20 protein-coding genes and 2 tRNA genes are annotated in these 16616 nt (G+C 62.8%); 8 read left to right on the top strand and 14 right to left on the bottom strand.

The annotated features are described in order from the left end of the window. The first annotated feature begins 32 nt into the window (after positions 1-32). The 3 genes from dinB to BLW44_RS10560 are packed head-to-tail and all read left to right on the top strand — an operon-like array spanning position 33 to position 2209. The gene (dinB, locus tag BLW44_RS10570) at positions 33-1289 is read left to right on the top strand and encodes a DNA polymerase IV (RefSeq protein ID WP_060925899.1); all 1257 of its coding nucleotides are present in this window, start codon (positions 33-35) and stop codon (positions 1287-1289) included. 37 nt (positions 1290-1326) lie between these two features. After that, positions 1327-1644 carry a hypothetical protein gene (locus tag BLW44_RS10565; RefSeq protein WP_060925900.1) on the top strand — a complete coding sequence of 106 codons (318 nt, stop codon included), beginning with the start codon at positions 1327-1329 and terminating at the stop codon, positions 1642-1644. After that, a complete protein-coding gene (locus tag BLW44_RS10560; RefSeq protein ID WP_074731758.1) occupies positions 1628-2209 on the top strand; it encodes a nucleoside/nucleotide kinase family protein in 582 nt (193 codons plus the stop codon). The genes BLW44_RS10565 and BLW44_RS10560 overlap by 17 nt, the downstream gene beginning before the upstream one ends. A gap of 3 nt (positions 2210-2212) precedes the next feature. Here BLW44_RS10560 and BLW44_RS10555 read toward each other — a convergent pair whose 3' ends face one another. The 7 genes from BLW44_RS10555 to orn form a co-directional block, all read right to left on the bottom strand. Further along, the gene (locus tag BLW44_RS10555) at positions 2213-2704 is read right to left on the bottom strand and encodes a DUF2017 family protein (RefSeq protein ID WP_060925901.1); all 492 of its coding nucleotides are present in this window, start codon (positions 2702-2704) and stop codon (positions 2213-2215) included. After that, a complete protein-coding gene (clpS, locus tag BLW44_RS10550) occupies positions 2701-3000 on the bottom strand; it encodes an ATP-dependent Clp protease adapter ClpS (protein WP_060926040.1) in 300 nt (99 codons plus the stop codon). Before clpS ends, BLW44_RS10555 begins: the two co-directional genes overlap by 4 nt. Continuing rightward, entirely contained in the window at positions 2997-3344 is a 348-nt protein-coding gene (locus BLW44_RS10545) for a metallopeptidase family protein (protein WP_060925902.1), read from the bottom strand. The genes clpS and BLW44_RS10545 overlap by 4 nt, the downstream gene beginning before the upstream one ends. 35 nt (positions 3345-3379) lie before the next feature. Next, positions 3380-4009 carry a LysE family transporter gene (locus BLW44_RS10540; RefSeq protein WP_060926041.1) on the bottom strand — a complete coding sequence of 210 codons (630 nt, stop codon included), beginning with the start codon at positions 4007-4009 and terminating at the stop codon, positions 3380-3382. A 42-nt stretch (positions 4010-4051) separates the two neighbouring features. Then, complete coding sequence (locus BLW44_RS10535; protein WP_060925903.1) at positions 4052-6163, bottom strand: heavy metal translocating P-type ATPase; 2112 nt, start codon at positions 6161-6163, stop codon at positions 4052-4054. A gap of 109 nt (positions 6164-6272) precedes the next feature. Next, positions 6273-6348 (bottom strand) — tRNA-His (locus tag BLW44_RS10530). Between the two features lie 35 nt (positions 6349-6383). Beyond that, positions 6384-7010, bottom strand: a complete 627-nt coding sequence (orn, locus tag BLW44_RS10525) for an oligoribonuclease (RefSeq protein WP_060925904.1) — start codon at positions 7008-7010, stop codon at positions 6384-6386. Positions 7011-7068: 58 nt separating this feature from the next. Here orn and BLW44_RS10520 point away from each other — a divergent pair. Continuing rightward, positions 7069-7141, top strand: a tRNA-Arg gene (locus BLW44_RS10520). A 22-nt stretch (positions 7142-7163) separates the two neighbouring features. On the opposite strand, the gene BLW44_RS10515 is transcribed toward BLW44_RS10520, so the two are convergent. Further along, the gene (locus tag BLW44_RS10515; RefSeq protein WP_060925905.1) at positions 7164-7433 is read right to left on the bottom strand and encodes a hypothetical protein; all 270 of its coding nucleotides are present in this window, start codon (positions 7431-7433) and stop codon (positions 7164-7166) included. A 206-nt stretch (positions 7434-7639) separates the two neighbouring features. Here BLW44_RS10515 and BLW44_RS10510 point away from each other — a divergent pair, with 206 nt between their 5' ends. The 4 genes from BLW44_RS10510 to BLW44_RS10495 are packed head-to-tail and all read left to right on the top strand — an operon-like array spanning position 7640 to position 11414. Next, positions 7640-7816, top strand: a complete 177-nt coding sequence (locus BLW44_RS10510; protein ID WP_082724457.1) for a single-stranded DNA-binding protein — start codon at positions 7640-7642, stop codon at positions 7814-7816. Next, a complete protein-coding gene (locus BLW44_RS10505) occupies positions 7813-9345 on the top strand; it encodes a recombinase family protein (protein ID WP_060925906.1) in 1533 nt (510 codons plus the stop codon). The genes BLW44_RS10510 and BLW44_RS10505 overlap by 4 nt, the downstream gene beginning before the upstream one ends. Positions 9346-9402: 57 nt before the next feature. Further along, positions 9403-10377, top strand: coding sequence for a TIR domain-containing protein (locus BLW44_RS10500; RefSeq protein ID WP_060925907.1), 975 nt, complete (start codon positions 9403-9405; stop codon positions 10375-10377). Positions 10378-10379: 2 nt separating this feature from the next. Beyond that, positions 10380-11414 (top strand): DUF4917 family protein, encoded by a 1035-nt coding sequence (locus BLW44_RS10495; protein WP_060925908.1) that lies wholly within the window; start codon positions 10380-10382, stop codon positions 11412-11414. A gap of 88 nt (positions 11415-11502) precedes the next feature. On the opposite strand, the gene BLW44_RS10490 is transcribed toward BLW44_RS10495, so the two are convergent. The 6 genes from BLW44_RS10490 to BLW44_RS17775 all read right to left on the bottom strand — a co-directional run bounded on the left by BLW44_RS10490 (position 11503) and on the right by BLW44_RS17775 (position 14973). Further along, positions 11503-11784 (bottom strand): hypothetical protein, encoded by a 282-nt coding sequence (locus tag BLW44_RS10490; RefSeq protein WP_060925909.1) that lies wholly within the window; start codon positions 11782-11784, stop codon positions 11503-11505. Positions 11785-12131: 347 nt separating this feature from the next. Then, the gene (locus BLW44_RS10485) at positions 12132-12884 is read right to left on the bottom strand and encodes a hypothetical protein (protein WP_139305272.1); all 753 of its coding nucleotides are present in this window, start codon (positions 12882-12884) and stop codon (positions 12132-12134) included. A gap of 182 nt (positions 12885-13066) precedes the next feature. Continuing rightward, positions 13067-13645 carry a recombinase family protein gene (locus BLW44_RS10480; RefSeq protein ID WP_060926042.1) on the bottom strand — a complete coding sequence of 193 codons (579 nt, stop codon included), beginning with the start codon at positions 13643-13645 and terminating at the stop codon, positions 13067-13069. 206 nt (positions 13646-13851) lie between these two features. Continuing rightward, entirely contained in the window at positions 13852-14037 is a 186-nt protein-coding gene (locus BLW44_RS10475; protein WP_139305271.1) for a hypothetical protein, read from the bottom strand. Positions 14038-14066: 29 nt separating this feature from the next. Next, positions 14067-14465, bottom strand: coding sequence for a hypothetical protein (locus BLW44_RS10470; protein WP_060925912.1), 399 nt, complete (start codon positions 14463-14465; stop codon positions 14067-14069). 1 nt (position 14466) lies between these two features. Further along, complete coding sequence (locus BLW44_RS17775; protein ID WP_139305270.1) at positions 14467-14973, bottom strand: hypothetical protein; 507 nt, start codon at positions 14971-14973, stop codon at positions 14467-14469. Positions 14974-16616 lie beyond the last annotated feature (1643 nt).

The raw sequence follows: 16616 nt of genomic DNA, 5'->3' as shown, positions 1-16616 counted from the left end.
CTCATGTCTGAGGCCGGGGGGACAATGGACTCATGGGACACGGTGACGGCAGAGGGCGCATCGTCTCGTCCGCCGATGCCGACGACACCGGCACCAGCATCCTGCATGTGGACATGGATGCGTTCTACGCGGCCGTCGAGGTGCTCGACGACCCGAGCCTGCGCGGACTCCCGCTGATCATCGGATCGCCCGACGGTCGGTCCGTGGTCTCGAGCGCCTCGTACGAGGCGCGGCGCTATGGGGTGCGTGCCGCGATGCCGGTCTCCCAGGCGAGGCGCCTGTGTCCATCGGCGCGTATCGTCCCTCCGCACTTCCACCGCTACCACGAGGTGTCCCGGCAGGTGATGGCGATCTTCGAGTCGTTCACGCCTCTCGTCGAGCCGCTGTCCGTCGATGAGGCGTTCCTCGACGTCCGTGGGGTACGGCGACTGTGGGGGAGCCCTGCCCGGATCGCGCAGCTCGTGCGCGAGCGGGTGCAGGACGAGGTCGGAATCACCTGCAGCGTCGGAGTGGCCGCGACCAAGCACGTGGCGAAGATGGCGTCGACCATCTCGAAGCCGGACGGGATGCTCGTCATCCCGGCATCCGACACTCAGGCGTTCCTCGACCCGCGACCGGTGCGCACGATGTGGGGCGTCGGTCCGAAGGCGGCCGAGGCGTTGGAGGGACGCGGCATCCGGACCATCCGCGACATCCGCACCTCGTCGCGCGAGATGCTCGATCGCGCCGTCGGACCGGCGCTCAGTGCGCGACTCGCCGAGCTCGCCCGTGGTGAAGACCCCCGAACGGTCGAGACGGAACGGGTCGAGAAGAGCATCGGCCACGAGGAGACCTTCGACACCGACGTCACCGACCGCACTTTTCTCCGCGCGGAGCTCCTGCGTCTCGCCGACCGCGTCGCCGCGCGGCTGCGCAGAGCGGAATGGGAGACGGCCACCGTGGCCATCAAGATCCGTTTCGACGACTTCCGCACACTCAGCCGCTCCCAGACGCTCCCCGAGCCGACAGCCGTGGGGCAGCGGATCGGCGAGGCCGCCCAGGCGCTGTTCGATCAGATCGACCGGCGCGACCCGGTGCGACTCGTGGGAGTGCGCGCCGAGAAGCTGCGCCCTGCCGGCGGTGGGGGTTTCGGGCTGTGGGACGACGACGAGGACTGGCGACGGGTGGAGGGCGCGGTGGACGACGCCGTCGCGCGGTTCGGCACCGCCACGATCAGTCGAGCCAGGCACATCGGCCGGGGCGAGGGGCGGGGGGCTGCACAGCATCCGAAGGCGCACGGACTGGATTGACCCGTCCCGCGGACGTTTCCTGGACTACCGTGGAGCCATGCCCAACATTGCACTGGAACTCGGAAAGCAGGCCGCGTCGTTCGGCGTGAAGAGCGCGTACGGAGAGCCGCAGGACGTCGACGGCGTGAGCATCACGCCGGTCGCCTTCACCTACTCGGGCTTCGGCGGAGGAAGCGGCGACGGAGCGGAAGGCGGAGGCGGCGGAGGTGTGTCCGTGCCCGTCGGCGTCTACGTGCGCCGCGAGGAGGGGCTGCGGTTCGAGCCGAACATCGTCACGCTGCTCGTGGTCGCGGTTCCGTTCATCTGGGTGGCCGGGCGAGCGCTCTCCCGCATCATCCGTGCCCTCAAGAAGTGACGACCCCGTCGCGGCAGCGCTCGAACGCGCCGCGACGCTGATCGTCGACGACGTCCACGCCCTCGCCGCCGCCAACCCCGTCGTGCTGATCGACGGGCGCAGCGGAGCCGGTAAGACGTCGCTCGCCCGGATGCTCGTCGAGCGCTGGCCGATCGCCGGCCGGGTGCAGTCGATCGCGCTCGATTCGATCTACCCCGGATGGGACGGACTGCATGACGGCGTCGAACGGGCGCTGGACGGCATCCTGCGTCCGCATGGACGGGGCCTGCTGGGGTACTGGCGGCGCTGGGATTGGGAGCGTGCCGCAGAGGCGGAGGTCCATGCCGTGGATCCTGCCCTGGGCGTGATCCTGGAGGGCAGCGGAGTGCTGACGCCGGCGACGGCGAAGATCGCGGACGTGCGGATCTGGCTCGAATCCGCCGAGGACGGACGCAAGGCACGCGCGCTGACGCGCGACGGAGACACTTACCGCCCGCACTGGGATCGCTGGGCTCGACAGGAGAGCGACCACCTGCTGCGCGACGACCCGCAGGCTCTGGCGACTCGGGTGATCGACGTCCCCTGAGGCTCAGATCACCTGATCCGCTGCGTCGATGAGCAGTTCGAGGCGGTATCCCAGCCAGTCGTAGACGCCGTATCGCGCGTCGTCCTCGTCGCGATCATCGTCGTCCTCGATCCCCAGGCGCGACGCGATGATCAGTCGGAGCGCGGTGAGGGTGCGCAGCCACGCGTCGATGTCCGGCAGGGGGATGGCGATCTCGTGCTCTGCGAATGCCTCCTCCTGGGACATCGAGGCGAGATCGCCGCGCAGAGCCGCGAGCGCGGCCCGGACGACATCGGCGTCGTGCGCACGCCGATCGAGCAGATCCTCCCGCGTCGCATCCCGGAAGGCCTGGGCGGCATCCTCGTCCTGCGGGTAGGCGTCGGGGACCAGACGTCCGATCGCCGGATCGCTGGGGTCGCGATCCGCCCCGACCAGCTCGCGGAGGTCGTCGACGAGCTGAGCGAGCTGCGCACCCTCCACCCTCGCCATCTTCAGCTGCACAGGCGTCTCCGTCATCGATCGCTCCTGCGCACCGTCGCCCAGAGGCCGTAGTCGTGCATGGCCTGCGCATGGACCTCCATGGTCTCGCGCGGACCGGTCGCGACGATCGCGTGTCCCTCGTGGTGCACGGCACGCATCAGCTGCGTGGCCCGTTCCAGCGAGTAGCCGAAGTAGGTGCGGAAGACGCGCACGACATAGCTCATGAGGTTCACCGGGTCGTTCCACACCACGACCTCCCAGGGTTCGAGCGGCGCCGCGGTCAGATCCGTGGCCTCGTCGAGATCGATGTCGGGAGAGGCGAGGGGAGTCATGCCCACCCCAGCTCGTGCAGCTGTCGGTCGTCGATGCCGTAGAAGTGGGCGATCTCGTGCACGAGGGTGGTGTGCACCTCGTCGCGCAGCTCATCGTCGCTCTCACAGGCGGCGAGATGCGGCTCGCGGTAGACGACGATGCGATCCGGCAGCTCGCCGGTCCCGTACTGCGTGCGTTCTGTGAGGGCGAGGCCGTCGTACAGACCCAGAAGATCGAGACTGCCGTCTTCGGGGCGATCCTCGACGACGAAGACCACGTTGTCGAGCCCGTCGACCATCTCGTCGGGCAGCCGGTCGAGCTCGTCGATCACGAGCTCCTCGAATGCTGCTGAATCCATCTCCATCGCTTCCAGCCTATTGCCGAGACGGGGTGCCCGCGTCAGTGCAGGAAGACAAGCAGGCCGGCGACGGCGATGAACAGGACGCCGAACACGCTGTTCAGCGTCCGCTGTCCCCTCGCCGATCGAGTGAGGCTGCGGAACGGGCGTGCCGCCGCGGCGAAGAAGCCCCACATCACGACGATGTCGACCACGATCACCGTCGCGATGAGCGTGAGGTACTGGGGAAGCTGCGGCTGGTCGAGGCGGATGAACTGGGGGATGAACGCGAGGAAGAAGACGATGGCCTTCGGGTTGAGCAGGTTCACCCAGAAGCCGCGACGGATCATCGACCAGTGGCCTTCGTGGAGGTCGATCGTCCTCTCGTCGTCGCTGCCGGTCATGACCGGCTTCGACAGGATGAGTCGGATGCCGAGGAACACCAGGTAGGCGGCGCCGGCGTAGCGGATCGCGTTGAACAGCAGCTCTGAGCGGGAGACGATCAATCCGAGCCCGGCCGCGACGATGGCGACGTGCACGATCAGTGCGAGTTGCTGGCCGATGATGCCCCAGATCGAGCGTCGCCATCCCTGACTGAGCGCGTTCGACATGGTGTTGATCGCTCCGGCACCGGGGGTGAAGCTGATGACCACGCAGGCGGCGAGGAGGGGGAACCAGACGGCGAGCGGCACCACGCAATCCTATGCCTGACCGCTCGCCGTCTGACGCCGCACTCAGACGAGCGACTGGGGACGCAGATCGATTCGGCGCAGGAGCTGCGCGTTGAGTGCGACGACGATCGTCGACAGCGACATCAGAATCGCACCCACCGACATCGGGAGGACGAAGCCCACCGGTGCGAGGATCCCCGCGGCGAGGGGGACGGAGAGCAGGTTGTATCCGGCAGCCCACCACAGGTTCTGCGTCATCTTGCGATAGCTCGATCCCGAGAGCTCGATGACCGACAGGACTGTGCGCGGGTCGTCGCTCGCGAGGATCACCCCGGCCGAGGCGATCGCCACATCCGTGCCGGCTCCGATCGCCAGCCCGACATCGGCCTGCGCGAGTGCGGGCGCGTCGTTCACTCCGTCGCCGACCATCGCGACGGTGCGCCCTTCCGCCTGCAACGACTGGACGCGCGAGGCTTTGTCCTCGGGACGGACTCCGGCGAAGACCCGGTCGATCCCGAGCTGTGCGGCGACCGATTCGGCGACGGCCGCAGCATCGCCGGTGACCATCACGACCTCGACCCCCAGAGAATGGAGCGCTCTCACCGCGTCGAAGGACTCGGGGCGCACCTCGTCAGCCAGGCGGAGCGCCCCGACGACGCGGTCGTCGACGACGACATGCAGGATGATCGCGCCCTCGGCGCGCCACTCATCCGCGATGGACAGCTCGGTGCCCGAGATGCCCGCGAGCAGGCGCGGACCGCCGACACTCACCCGACGACCCTCCACGGTGGCGCTGACGCCGGTGGCAGGGGAGGAGGTGAAGTCGGTCGCGACGGGGACGGCGAGTCCCTGTGATGCCGCGTGCGCCACGATCGCCTTCGCGAGCGGATGCTCCGAGTCGGCCTCTGCCGCGGCCGCCAGAGCGAGCAGCGTGTCCGAACCGAATCCGTCAGTGGCTTCGGTCGCGGTCACAGTCGGAGCGCCCTTCGTCAACGTCCCGGTCTTGTCGAAGAGGACGGTGTCGACGGTGCGCATCGTCTCGAGCGCGAGTCGATCCTTGACCAGCACACCGGCCCGTGCGGCCCGCTCGGTCGCGATCGAGACGACCAGGGGGATCGCCAGCCCGAGGGCATGCGGGCAGGCGATCACGAGCACGGTGATCGTGCGCACGACCGCTTCATCAGGCATGCCCACGAGAGACCACACGATCGCCGTGACGACCGCCGCGCCGAGCGCGAACCAGAAGAGCCACGCGGCGGCGCGGTCGGCGATCCGCTGCGCTCGGGAGGAGCTTGCCTGTGCATCCGCGACGAGCTTGCGGATACCCGCGAGAGCCGTGTCGGATCCGACGGCAGTGACCGCGACCCGCAGTCCCGAGTCCGTCGCGACGGTGCCTGCGACGACGACGTCGCCCACGGAGCGCCGAACGGTCCTCGACTCACCGGTGATCATCGACTCGTCGAGGTTCGCCGTACCTGTGGTGATCCGTCCGTCGGCGGGCAGTCGTCCGCCAGGGCGGATGACCACGACATCCCCGACGCGGAGTTCGTCGGGGGAGACGGAGACGGTCTCGCCGTCCTCCACCCGTTCCGCTTCGTCGGGGAGAAGCGCGGCGAGCGAATCGAGCGCGGACGTGGTCTGCGCCAGGGATCGCATCTCGATCCAGTGGCCGAGGAGCATGATGACGATCAGCAGCGCCAGCTCCCACCAGAACTCAAGTTCGTGATGCAGCAGACCGAGGCTCGCGCCCCACGACGCGAGGAAGGCGACGCTGATGGCGAGGGCGATCAGCAGCATCATCCCGGGCTTACGGCTGCGCAGTTCGCTCAGTGCGCCGGAGAGGAACGGCGCTCCACCCCAGATGAACATCACCGATCCGAGTGCGGGAGAGATCCATCGTGCCCACCCCGATACCTCGTAGCCCAGGATCATCGCGAACATCGGCGAGGCGAGGACGACCGGGACCGCGACGACGAGCATGATCCAGAACAGGCGCTGGAACTGACCTGTGTGCCCCGCGTGCCCGGTGTGGTCGGCATGATCCGCGTGGTCTGTATGCCCGGCGTGGGCTGCATGCTCGGTGTGGCCTGCATGCGCCGAGTGGGCTGATGGCGCGGCGTGGCGCTCGTGCGCGTGCTCGGCCTGCGCGTGATGTGCATTATCGGGGACGGTCATGATGACGCTCCTTCTGTGGTGTCACAGATCGTCAACATAGTACCCCCTGGGGGTATTCCGAACAGGGGAAACACAGAAGGTCCGAGTCTTTCGACTCGGACCTTCTGATTGGGGTGAGTAACGGGACTCGAACCCGCGACATCCGGCACCACAAGCCAGCGCTCTACCAGCTGAGCTATACCCACCATGTGCCGACGTGATCGGCAACCAGACGAGTCTATTACATGTTCGGAGTGAACTCTGACACGGTGCGGGCAGCGATGTCGCGGGCATCGTCGCTGGAGGGCCCTGGCTCGTCGACGAAGACCGCCTCGCGGTAGTACCGGAGCTCGCGGATCGACTCCAGGATGTCGGCTAGTGCGCGGTGGCCGCCGTCTTTGGCCGGCGCCTGGAAGAACACTCGCGGGTACCACCGGCGTGACAGCTCTTTGATGCTCGAGACATCGACGTTGCGGTAGTGGAGCCACTGATCGACTTGGGGCATGTACTTGGCGAGGAACATCCGATCGGTGCCGATGGTGTTGCCGGCAAGCGGTGCTTTGCGCTCAAGCGGTACGAAACGCCGGATGTACTCGAGCGTCTGGGCCTCTGCGTCGGCGAGCGAGACGCCCTCGGGGATCTCGGTGATCAGCCCCGAGGTCTCATGCATCTTCGTCACGAAGTCGTTCATGTGCGCGAGGGCCTCGTCGCTCGCACGGATCACCACCTGGAACCCGGGATCGATCGGTCGAAGCTCGAAGTCCGTGATGACGACTGCGATCTCGACGAGCTCGTCGACAGAGAGATCGAGACCGGTCATCTCACAGTCGATCCAGACGAGGCGGTCGTTCTCTGAGGCAGATACCATGTCGTCATCCTATCGACGGCTCCGACATCCGAACCGGCGCGGTACGGTAGATCTGTGCGCCTCCGTAGCTCAGGGGATAGAGCAGGAGCCTTCTAATCTCTTGGTCGCAGGTTCGAATCCTGCCGGGGGCACGATACCTCCAGGACTAGATCGTCACCCGGCGCGCAGCGCGGCCACAGCGTCATCCGCTCTCCAGAAGTCTCCGACGAGACGGAACGCCGCCGTGGCCAGATGCAGCCGCTCAGCGCGATAGCGCATGCCCAGCGGGTCGGGGACGAGTCGGAGGTGGCCGAGGACCCGGCCTCGTGCGTCCTGTACGCGCCAGAGGTGGGACGAGGCTCGGACGAGATGCTCTTTCGCCGTCGACAGCCGAGGAGTTGCATACGGGACCTCAGGCGAGGACGTGATCAGGGTGTCGGACATCGAATCTCCTTTCGTGATTCGAACGTATGACCTACCACCGACATTCGCTCCGACTGTTCACCACGACAAAGCCGTGACGTCTCCTGCACATGCGGGCGCCTGCCCGGGGTTGTGAACGATCTCCGGGTTCGCGTCCCTTCGCGCACCCCTCGAGGGCGCACTCTTGAGCGATCCGGACGGGTGCTCCGGGAACACGAGGAGAGAACATGCACGATGTAGTGACCATCGTCGGCAACGTCGCCACCGATCCCACTCAGGGACGCACGGCGAGCGGGGTGCCGGTGACCAACTTCCGTCTCGCGAGCACGCATCGCCGATTCGACGACGCCACGCAGACCTGGATCGATGTGTCGGCGAAGAGTCGTTATACGCTGTGCAAATGAAGGTTGCCATCTACACGCGAATCTCTCAGGACCGAGAGGGCACGGAAGTCGGCGTCCTGAACCAGGAAGTGACGTGCCGCGAGATCGCTGAGAGCCTTGGGGCGGAAGCGATCACTGTCTACCGCGACAACGACCGGGGGGCTAGTAGCCGGTCGAAAAAATCTCGACCGGACTTCCAGCGGATGCTTGAGGATGCGCACGCGGGGAAGTTCTCTGTCATCGTCGCCTATTCGATGTCGCGCCTGACTCGACGGCCACGAGAGTGGGAAGACCTGATTCAGGTGGCGGAGAAGAAGGGCATCCGGTACCTGTTCAAGGTGTCCCCGACCTACGACCTCACGACTGCCGATGGTAGGGCCACAGCACGCACTGTAGCGGCCTGGGACGCGGCTGAGGCAGAGCGTACGGGGGAGAGGGTTCAGCACGCTGTACAGGCCAAGCTCACACAGGGCCAGGACATGGGTGGTCCGCGACCATTCGGCTTCACTGTGGACCGGCAGAGCATCGTAGAAGAAGAGGCTGACGCCCTCCGATGGGCGTATGCGCAGATACTCGACGGACGCTCGCTTGTGTCGATTGCGAGAGAGTTCACTGAGCGGGGCATCCTCCGTGATCGAGCTAAAGAGAACTCGTGGAGGCCGCAGACGATTAGGAACATGCTGCTCCGTCCCCGCAACGTTGGGCGGTTGCAGGTCAAGGGCGTTCTCTACGCTGAAAACCTCCCGGCCATCATCGACGTGGAGACCCACGAAGCAGTGAAGGCGATTCTGGAGAATCCTTCACGGAAACCAACCAGAGGCCGGGAGCCTGTCAAGCAATCGCTGACAGGACTCGTGGCGTGCGGTGTCTGCGGGAACTATGTTCGTCTCGCCTCAAGCCGTGGACAGAGCTACCTGAAGTGCGCCGCAGACGGTAGGCCGATTTCCACAGCGAAGCTCAGGCATCCAACCATGCTGCTGGCGTCGGCAGAGATTGAAGTTCAAGAAACTGTGAAGGTCACCCTGATGACTTACGCGGCCTTGGACAAGGATTTCAGCACGTCGTCTGACACCAAGGATCTTCAACTGCGGATCGCAGAGCTTCGGCGGAGGCGTGACCTTACTCAGGATCTCCTCATCGAGCCGGGAATGAACGTTCCCAAGCTGAAGGCCGACATAGCCGGGCTGGGACTGGAGATTGATTCGCTTCAGCAGTCTTTTGATCAGGCGGTCGCGTCCAACGTCGGGGGAGTGGCCCTAGATGCCGCTGTGGATTTCATTCACCAAGTGGGCCAGGAGGGCGTAGGAAGCGCCTGGAGCGCCTTTTGGGACTCGGTCGATGTCGCACAGCGTAGGAGCCTCATCAGCGCTGTGATGCCTAACGCGAGGCTGATGCTGAGCAACGGGAAGCGTAGGCGGATCATCGCCGACGTACCCGACGCAGTGAAGGGGGCAGAACCCGTGGCGCTCCTTGCAGGGCTCGCTGAAGCGGCTGATTCTTCCGTAACCGGCGATGGGGCCTATCAAGGGGCGTCTGATCTCAACGGGTGAGCGGAGTACCGAGTGCCGCGCGGAAGCGTCGTCCGCGCGGCACGCTATCCTGCCGATGTGCCCGAGATACTGCTAACCGTCCCGTACGCCATCGTTACCTCCGACAACCTTCGGGATATCCGCGCCGCACTGACGCCTTTCACGCTCTGGCCGTACTACGAGACGCTCGCTGAGGAGCCCGACCCAGAGGAGTCCGAGTACCAGGAAGAGAACAATCAGTATCTCGCTACGCGTCAAGTCAACGCCCGCGCGGCGCTGGAAGCGGGCGGTCACATCTCGCTAGCTAACTTCTCGGTAACCTTGCGCGACTACACGGAGTTCAGCTGGCTCAATGACGAGAGCGCCCCACTTGAGCGCATAGATGATTGCTATAGCGCCCGAGTCCGGTTCGAGGATGAAGCCTCAAACCTCGCGGTCGACTTGGAGATCGACCCGAATTCTGTTCGGCTCAGGGTCAACACTGACTTTGAATCGTACGTTGGGGCTGTTGAACCGAAGGAGGGTTACGAGGCCTCCGCCATCGCGAACACAATCCGCGAGATCCTGGAACGCAACGTCAATGTCTCGCGCCTGAGCCATGAGACCCGTTCCTTCAAGGTATTCATCGGGCACGGTGGCGATACGAAATGGGAGGTCGTCCGGGACTTCATCGAGGCCGAGGGCTTTGATACGACCTACTTTGAGGGTGACGACCGGGTCGGACGGACAACCTTCGAAGTAGTCGAACAGATGATCTCTGAGGCCTCCGTTGCAGTCATAGTCATGACGGGGGTAGATGAGCTCCGTGACGGACGCAAACTCGCGCGACAGAACGTTATTCACGAACTTGGCTTCTCCCATGCACGGCTCGGACAGCGCAACACACTGATCCTCCTGGAAGCTGGTACGGATGAGCCCACCAACATCGCGGGCGTAACTCAGATTCGGTTCCCGAACGGTGACCTCAACCGCACTAAAATCGAGCTGCTGGCGGCTCTCGCCAATCGAAAACGAGAACGCGAATCGGGGCCTCAGCATGGGTTCCGATACTAGCCATGGTGAGAATCCGCACCTTCGATGAAGCTCTGGCACATGCTGAAGAACACACCGACGTGGCCTCTCTTCTACTCGGGAACGGGTTCAGCATCGACTACGCACCCGAGATCTTTCACTACGAGTCGCTTGCCGCCGAGGCCAGTTTGTCGGGCTTGTCCGTCACAAAGCAGGAACTTTTCGAGGCACTTGGGTCGTCTAACTTCGAGGTCGTGATCGACCGATTGAGGGCGGCAGCGGCGTTGGAGATCGTGTACGGCGGAAGTACAGAGCGGGCCAGCACAATGAAGGCCGACGCTCGCGTCGTGCGGAACGGCCTGGCGGACGTACTCGCGGATCGTCACCCCGCGAGAGCGCAACATCTTGAGGACGATGAGATCACCCATGCGCGGCTGTTCCTGTCACACTTCACGAACATCTTTACGCTGAACTACGACCTACTTCTCTATTGGGCTCTCATGGCTCGCGAGTATGGGTCGCGGGTGCCGACGAAGGATGGCTTCGGATGGGTTTCAGGCAGGGACCGGAGGCTCGTGTGGAGTTCGAATCCCTCTAGGACTCAGCGCGTCTTTTTCCTGCATGGAGCGCTGCACCTCTTTGTGGAAGATCACAGACTTTACAAGCTGTCGTACAACGAGAACGGCCCGATCATTCGATCGCTTCGGCAGCGTCTCAGTCGTGGCGAGTACCCGCTTGTGGTAACAGAGGGAACGCGCGAAGAGAAGGAAGCGCGCATCGGGAAAAGTGCATACTTACGCTTCGGAATCGCACGGTTCCGAGAACTTGGCGGTTCCCTCTTTATCCATGGCGCGTCCTTGAGCCCGAACGATGATCACATCATCGAGCACCTGGAGTCCGCGGAGAGCGACGTTGTCGCGCTGTACGTCGGGATCCACGGAGATCCGGAGGCGGGGGCCGCGCGAGAGGTAGTCGCTCGCGCCAAGGAGATCGTGAGGCGACGGAGAGCTGAGGGCGGTCGACGCCTGAAACTTAAGTTCTACGACGCCTCAAGCGCAAAGGTGTGGCGCGAAGGATAAGCGGGCGGCCAAGAGCGACTGAACTGCTTCGAGCTTTGGATCCGCCTCGGTAGGTCGGAACGATAGCGGGCGTCGGCCCGATTCTGCACTACTCCAGATACTTCCTCGCGGCTGCAGAGAAGGTTTCCTGAGCTTTCATGTACGACACGCTGACTGGGAGGTAGAGGTGGTCTACCTTCTCAACCCTGCCGAGGGGTACATGCGCTCCATTGTGCCGCTTGGAAACTCGCCAGAGTTCACCGCGGCGGACGGCCGTACACTCGACCGAGCGGCCGTCCTCCCAAACCAACTTGAAGACATGCCCATCGGGCAATACCAGCGCTTCTTCCTCGCTGATCGGCCGATCATCGGCGTCCAGGTACTCAGGCATGCGCACAGCGTACCCTTCCTCTCCCGTGGGGCGTAGCGCTCTAGAACTACATCGCGAGATCCCATATGTAATGGTCACCCTCGGAAGTGTAGACATCACAGATACACCGATACTCCGGGCCTGAACGGGGCACATACTTATGAGGTGTACGAGGCGGCGGATTCTTCGCTACTTCTTCGCGAGCGACTTTGATCGATGAGACTTGCCGATTCTTCGCTTTCGCCATGGCGCTCAGACTACGCCGATGACCGAGCAGCGAGCTCAGTTTGTTGTGCGCGTCGCGGAGCACTGGGCTACCCCCGACGAACCCCGGCAACGCGTCAACGCCGCGCGGTCAGGGCGTGCGATCAGAAGCGGGAGGAAGGTCGCCAACGCTGGTTCCGAACGGTTGCCCATCGAAGGAACGCGAAGTACAGACCCAAAAGGCCTACGAAGACAAAGACCGTCGGAAGACGTTGTTCGAACAGAACCGGCGAGCCGGACTTCGATTCCATCGGAGCGAAAGCCACTAGGGCGATCAGCGCAAGGAAGAGGCCAGTGAAAGCCATATAAACGATCTTGTTGCCCCGGTCGAGAGCACCGTCGATCCCGTTTCCAAGGTTGTATACGGGCCGTCGGCGGCGAACCTCTCTGACGCCAGCGATGCGCGCACTGACTCGTGGCGTCGGTTCCGGCCCGGCGCTGACAATCTGTAGGTCGAACAGGTCTTCAGAGTTCAGGAGGAACGGAGAAATCTCGATCGAAGACGAGCGTAAGACAGGCGCAGGAATCCGCAGTGTGCTCGGCCTCGCCGCGATCTGCCGGGCGGAGATCACCATAGACGCACCAAGATCGATCACAAGCGGACCATCCCACTCGGTGCGGAGTATGTCCTCGGTGCCCAGGTTGGCGACGCGCAAGATAGTAACCGAGGCCTGTTCGACCGAGTGACTATCTACCGTGACAGTTACGTTCACGCCGCGCGGTACGTGGAACAGAGTCTGCGTACCCTGGATGACGAAGTCCACGGATCTCTTCTTCGGCCTCCGGATGTTCGCGAGAAAGGGCGTGATGCAGCTCATGGCAGCAAAGATGAGGCCAAGTACGACCGGCGTTTCCATGAGGCGAGCCTACAGAGGCTACTACGGCGCGGTTGTTCCGTAGTCCGTCCCGCTAGAGAGTGTGGGCCGTCTCGCTGGTGACGATCGCCCACACGGTCGGCGGGTACAACTTGCCGCCTTTGGCAGTCGGCACGCTCTCATCGGTGAAGGTGCGGGCGCTGGCCTCGAGAAGCTTTGCCGAACTACTTGGTCCTTTCGAGTGCCCGGTAGATCGTAGGGCGGCTCACCTTGAAGTCTCCAGCAAGCTCTGTGATGGTCGAGCCGTCTTCGTAAGCCTTGCGGATGCGCTCGGCCTGCCTTGGCGTCAGGATGGCCTTCCTGCCGCCCTTTCTGCCTCGCGCGCGGGCGGCGGCGAGTCCATCCATTGTCCTAGCTCGGATCATGGAGTGTTCGAACTCTGCGAACGCGGCCACCATCGTGAAGAAGAGTTTGCCTTCCGGTGTGGTCGTGTCGATGCTCTGCTCTGTTGCCACGAGGTCGACCCCGCGCTCTTCGAGGTTTGAGGCGACTTGAAGAAGATCTTTCGCGCTTCGTCCGAGCCGATCCAGGCGGGTGATCACGAGAGTGTCACCCTTGCGAAGAATGCCAGGCGCATCGTCGGTACCGCGTACTCGATCCCAGACCGGGCGACTTGCCTTCGTGCCCGTGTACTTCTCGATGAAGACTAGATCGCAACCGGCCGTCACGAGCGCATCGTGCTGACTCTCGGGGTGCTGGTCTGTCGTGGAGACTCTGCCGTAGCCGATCCGCTGTGACGTCATCAACCCAGTGTAAATCAAACGGTGCTGAGAGTACATAGATAACGGACACGGTTTGTGAACGCGAGAATAGCGTGGTCCAGATGCGCAAACGAGCGCGCACCTAAACGATCGTTTGTGGACAGAGTGATGCCCTCCCCATTTGAAGTGGAAGAAGACAGGGGGAGGGCATCGGGCCGTGCGCCTCAGGTTTCGCACGGGGCTGGGGGTCAGCTTCTACGCTGACGCTCGTTCTGTTCTGCGATCATCCGGTCGATCCACTCACGCTCTGTGCCGTGGACACGCTCCACAAGCTCCGCTTCCTGCTCGGGAGTCCATTGGTGCGGCTTGTACGCCTGCTCAGCGGCCAATGCAGCATCTCGTACGGCATCCGGGCGGCTCGCGTCGTTCAGCATCGCCCTCAGTCGGGCGTCACCGTCAGCCATCAGTACGCGACCGATCGCTGTGTGCTCTGCGGACGACCATACTTGCGCTCGATGGCCTTGAACGCTTCCGCTCGCTCAACCGGATCGGTGAGCTTTCGGGCGGCGAAGACTGCGTTCTCGCGGCGACGATAGAGCACCGTCGAATCGTCGAAGCCGACTTCCATGCCGTCAGGGGCCGGACCCGTGCTGAACTTCTGGTGTCCCCAGCGAGCAACCTGTTCTTCCTCGGTGAGGTCCAGCCAACTCGCTCCACGCTTGTCCTTGGTGAACTCATACTGCTCTTCAGTGACTGTGAAGGTTTGGCCGCGATAGAGCACGTTCGCATCCCACTCGCCCAGTGTGACGGTGAGTCCTGATGTGAGCACGTGAAAGGTGCGGGGGTAGGTCTGGATAGTCATGTCAGTTCGCCTTCTGCGCCTTGAGCGCGGTCTTCAGGTGGTCATGTAGGTCTGCAAGTTCTTCGTGCTGTGAGAGGGCATCCAGCACGTCTTGAGGATGGGCTTTCGCCAACTGGGTGATGGTTCGCACCATTGGGCCAACGGCCTGGCTCAGTCGAGCTATCGCGGTGTCGTCAATGTTCAATCTGCTGAGCCTGTCGAGAACGGACAGCTCTGCCGCGATCACACGTGCACGAACTGCCGGGGATGCTGTCGCATCTGCGAGCTTTCGGGCCACCCTTGCGCTGTCGCTGAGGTCTAGAAGCCGACCAAGGATTTCCGTGGGGTCTGTACCGTCTTCATCGACTATTTGGCTCAGCACTCCCTTGCGGGACACGCGGAATCTAGAAATGGCACTCTCGCTGACGCCATATCTCCGTGCGAGTTCTACACCGGGCACACCGTTAGCGATTGCCTCGATGAGCCTCGCGCTCTCGGGGTGTCTCTCAATGCTTGATGGTGATGGCATGGTCATATCCTTGGTATTTAGTGGGAAAACCCGTGTCATGTCGTGGCAAGGAGTTGACCCACGCGGGTTTTCCCCTCCTAGTTCAAAGGGGAGCTAGATGAGTTAGGACTTTCCCTTCCCTATCTACTATCGTGCGTTCGAAGCGAGAGCGACGCGATTTGGCGAGATCTTTTTGGACTATTTTTGGCGCGGGGCGGTCATTATCGAGTAACCAGCGATTAGCGCACGACATACTCGGCAGGGGAGTATGAACGTCCGAACCGGGTACGTATTCTTGCCAGGACCGTTCTCTCAGTAGATGGAATTCGCCACATCTTGGGATCGGTGTGGAATCCCTTCCCGTGTAGTCGTGCGCTCAGGTAGTTGTCTGCGAACCACGCTCCATCTGGAGAGTCTGCATATCGGTAGAGGGTGGTGGGGAGGCGAGCTATTTCTAGAAAGTCGTACTCTTCGACGGCGTAGGTTAGGACTGGGTGTTTCCCCCTCCAATCGGCACCCATCACGACTAGGGAGACATCTAGTGGAGCTATCGTCTGTAGTGCCGCTAGATGGGCCTGTGTGATCTTCTGAGCGTGCTTGACGGCCAGGATGGCATCTACTGCGGGATCAGACGCCAAGGGCGTAGCATCCGCGCTTGAGAGGTCATTGAGCTTGATGATGGGTAGCAGCATTTTCTTCTTTCGCCTTCTCTAGCTCTTCATCCAGTGCAAGAAGATCCTTGAGTAGTGATGCGAGGTCTGGTGAGTGCATGTTTTTCCCTTGAGTAGATAAAGGATTCTCGTGAGAACCCCTCCCCAAAGAACCCCCGAACCAAATCACGTCAATATCGGATCGACCCAACACGAGTAGCGCTTTAACCGGAAGAGGCAAGCGCTAATGTCAGCTTCCTGAAGCCCACAGCTGTGATGGATCATGCCCAAGGAAGGCGGTCTCTACCAGCAAGAGACATTTAGACTGGTGGTCTATCGGTTTAACAGTGAAGACCTGTAGAAGCCTGTGGTGCGACCGAAGTTTTGAGGCTCTCGATCCAGCCTTACGTTTTTTACTATCGCTCTCTCATACGCATTGCGAGGGAAAAAACCAAGAAAAGTTCGAAAAAAGTTCCACTTGGGGGCAAATGGTGTCGCAGGTGCGCGATAATAGAAGGAGTCGGTGGTGCGACATTCGAGGGCCACGCGCGGATTTCCTATTATCCGGTCGCGTGGCCCTTTTCTAGTTCTGGCCTTGGCTCGCCCTTCGCGCCCTGTACTCTCGCGCCGCAATAGTCGTAGCCCTTCGGCAATCGTCGCAACGGCAACCGCCGGTGTATTTGGAGAGAGTGCCGTGCTGTGCGGGCTGACGGGTACCTTTCGGGCCTTCCTGGCGGCGTCGAGCTTTGTCCAGGCGGTGCGCTTCTGAGCACGGTTCGCACCGGCACCGATAGTTCCGATAACCGTTCGGGGTGCCGTGTCTCGCGTCACCTTCAGCGAGTGGTGCGGGCGTCCACTTCTTGATCTTCTTAGACGGGATCACAGGCCTCGGTTCGGGTGTGTGGTCGCGGGGGTCTGGTGCGGGCGCTGAGGGGGCCGTGGAAGGCTTCTCGGGGGCATTTTCAAGCCTCGACAGAATCTGCGCATCGGTGGTGTGGAGTGTTCTACGGAGTT

This window comes from Microbacterium hydrocarbonoxydans, from assembly GCF_900105205.1.
GTDB lineage: Bacteria > Actinomycetota > Actinomycetes > Actinomycetales > Microbacteriaceae > Microbacterium > Microbacterium hydrocarbonoxydans.
Note: the sequence above shows the minus strand (reverse complement) of the source record. Positions and strands in the feature narration are given on the sequence as shown.

Excerpts from the sequence above, each read along its gene's own strand:
- dinB (WP_060925899.1), top strand. The coding sequence starts at position 33 with ATGGGACACGGTGACGGCAGAGGGCGCATCGTCTCGTCCGCCGATGCC.
- BLW44_RS10565 (WP_060925900.1), top strand. The coding sequence starts at position 1,327 with ATGCCCAACATTGCACTGGAACTCGGAAAGCAGGCCGCGTCGTTCGGC.
- BLW44_RS10555 (WP_060925901.1), bottom strand. The coding sequence starts at position 2,704 with ATGACGGAGACGCCTGTGCAGCTGAAGATGGCGAGGGTGGAGGGTGCG.
- clpS (WP_060926040.1), bottom strand. The coding sequence starts at position 3,000 with ATGACTCCCCTCGCCTCTCCCGACATCGATCTCGACGAGGCCACGGAT.
- BLW44_RS10545 (WP_060925902.1), bottom strand. The coding sequence starts at position 3,344 with ATGGAGATGGATTCAGCAGCATTCGAGGAGCTCGTGATCGACGAGCTC.
- BLW44_RS10535 (WP_060925903.1), bottom strand. The coding sequence starts at position 6,163 with ATGACCGTCCCCGATAATGCACATCACGCGCAGGCCGAGCACGCGCAC.
- orn (WP_060925904.1), bottom strand. The coding sequence starts at position 7,010 with ATGGTATCTGCCTCAGAGAACGACCGCCTCGTCTGGATCGACTGTGAG.
- BLW44_RS10515 (WP_060925905.1), bottom strand. The coding sequence starts at position 7,433 with ATGTCCGACACCCTGATCACGTCCTCGCCTGAGGTCCCGTATGCAACT.
- BLW44_RS10510 (WP_082724457.1), top strand. The coding sequence starts at position 7,640 with ATGCACGATGTAGTGACCATCGTCGGCAACGTCGCCACCGATCCCACT.
- BLW44_RS10505 (WP_060925906.1), top strand. The coding sequence starts at position 7,813 with ATGAAGGTTGCCATCTACACGCGAATCTCTCAGGACCGAGAGGGCACG.
- BLW44_RS10495 (WP_060925908.1), top strand. The coding sequence starts at position 10,380 with ATGGTGAGAATCCGCACCTTCGATGAAGCTCTGGCACATGCTGAAGAA.
- BLW44_RS10490 (WP_060925909.1), bottom strand. The coding sequence starts at position 11,784 with ATGCCTGAGTACCTGGACGCCGATGATCGGCCGATCAGCGAGGAAGAA.
- BLW44_RS10485 (WP_139305272.1), bottom strand. The coding sequence starts at position 12,884 with ATGGAAACGCCGGTCGTACTTGGCCTCATCTTTGCTGCCATGAGCTGC.
- BLW44_RS10480 (WP_060926042.1), bottom strand. The coding sequence starts at position 13,645 with ATGACGTCACAGCGGATCGGCTACGGCAGAGTCTCCACGACAGACCAG.
- BLW44_RS10475 (WP_139305271.1), bottom strand. The coding sequence starts at position 14,037 with ATGCTGAACGACGCGAGCCGCCCGGATGCCGTACGAGATGCTGCATTG.
- BLW44_RS10470 (WP_060925912.1), bottom strand. The coding sequence starts at position 14,465 with ATGACTATCCAGACCTACCCCCGCACCTTTCACGTGCTCACATCAGGA.
- BLW44_RS17775 (WP_139305270.1), bottom strand. The coding sequence starts at position 14,973 with ATGCCATCACCATCAAGCATTGAGAGACACCCCGAGAGCGCGAGGCTC.